The organism is Nitratidesulfovibrio oxamicus (assembly GCF_015731765.1).
Classification (GTDB): domain Bacteria; phylum Desulfobacterota; class Desulfovibrionia; order Desulfovibrionales; family Desulfovibrionaceae; genus Cupidesulfovibrio; species Cupidesulfovibrio oxamicus.
Genome location: NZ_VRYY01000645.1, coordinates 1 through 975 on the forward strand (window position 1 = coordinate 1; position 975 = coordinate 975).

Sequence of the window (975 nt, forward strand, 5' to 3'; positions counted from 1 at the left end):
TGCGTCTGACCCCGCACCCCGTGGCCCGCGAGTTGTGCCTGCGGGCCGGTGGGCCGCTGGTGGCCAGCAGCGCCAACATCAGCGGTCGTCCTGCCGTGACCCGCGCTGCGGACCTTGATCCGGAACTGCTGGCCGAAGTGGCCGGAGCGCTGGACCTGCCCCCCGCGCCGCCCGGCGGCTTGCCTTCCACGCTGGTGGAGGTGCTGGATGGGGGCTGTTGCGGGTCCGGTGGCGGGATTGGCTGCGGTGCGCCGCGCCTGCGGGTGTTGCGGGCCGGGGCCGTGTCGGCTCAGGCCCTGCGTGATGCCGGGTTTGCGCTGGAGTGAACGGGGGGCGACCCTGCCGGGAGTACAAAAAATTTTTGCAAGGCCACGGCGGCAAAATGGCCGCAAAACCGCACCGGACGGGGCCTGCGAGGCGGCGGCAACATCGTTGGCAAAAAAGTTGAACTGATTGCGCAAACGGTCCGTGCCGACCCGCTACCTGGCGAATCTTGAAAAAAGCTGAAAAACAAGATGGATACGTGAGCGTCCGCAGGCGATGCAGGCTGTGTTCAGCCGCCGCGGTGCGTTGGCACACCGCTTGCTACATCCTGATCACCTTCCTTTCTTTGCAGAGAGCCGGTCCTACAGGGGTGTGGGGCCGGTTTTTCTTTTGCGCGCTGTCCGCCGTTGTCGTGTGTGGGGACGTTTCCTCTCGCCGGTGACCGTGCCGCGTTCTTCCGCGTGCAAGCATCAAGGCTGCCGCTCCCATTCCCGTTTCTTGTCGGGTATTCCCAGCAATTCCCATACCTTGTCCAGTACTGTCTGCACGGTGATGGCGGCCATGCACGGGGTGGTTTCGTCGGGATCTGCGGTGGCGTTGCGGTCCTTTTCGCCGTGCGGGCTCCCGCTGCCGTGCCCCCAGCCGCAGCCCAGTGTGCGCAGGGTGGCGGAACAGGGCGCGCAGCCCAGCGGGCTGGTCAGCGCCGCCGCC

1 protein-coding gene and 1 pseudogene are annotated in these 975 nt (G+C 66.7%); one reads left to right on the top strand and one right to left on the bottom strand.

The features are described 5' to 3' along the window. Positions 1 to 326: L-threonylcarbamoyladenylate synthase (locus FVW20_RS16645; protein ID WP_196610467.1), on the top strand; the 326-nt coding region annotated here is incomplete at its 5' end. Between the two features lie 408 nt (positions 327 to 734). On the opposite strand, the pseudogene FVW20_RS16650 reads toward FVW20_RS16645, so the two are convergent. Further along, a pseudogene (locus tag FVW20_RS16650) lies at positions 735 to 975 on the bottom strand (hypothetical protein); the annotation flags it as partial.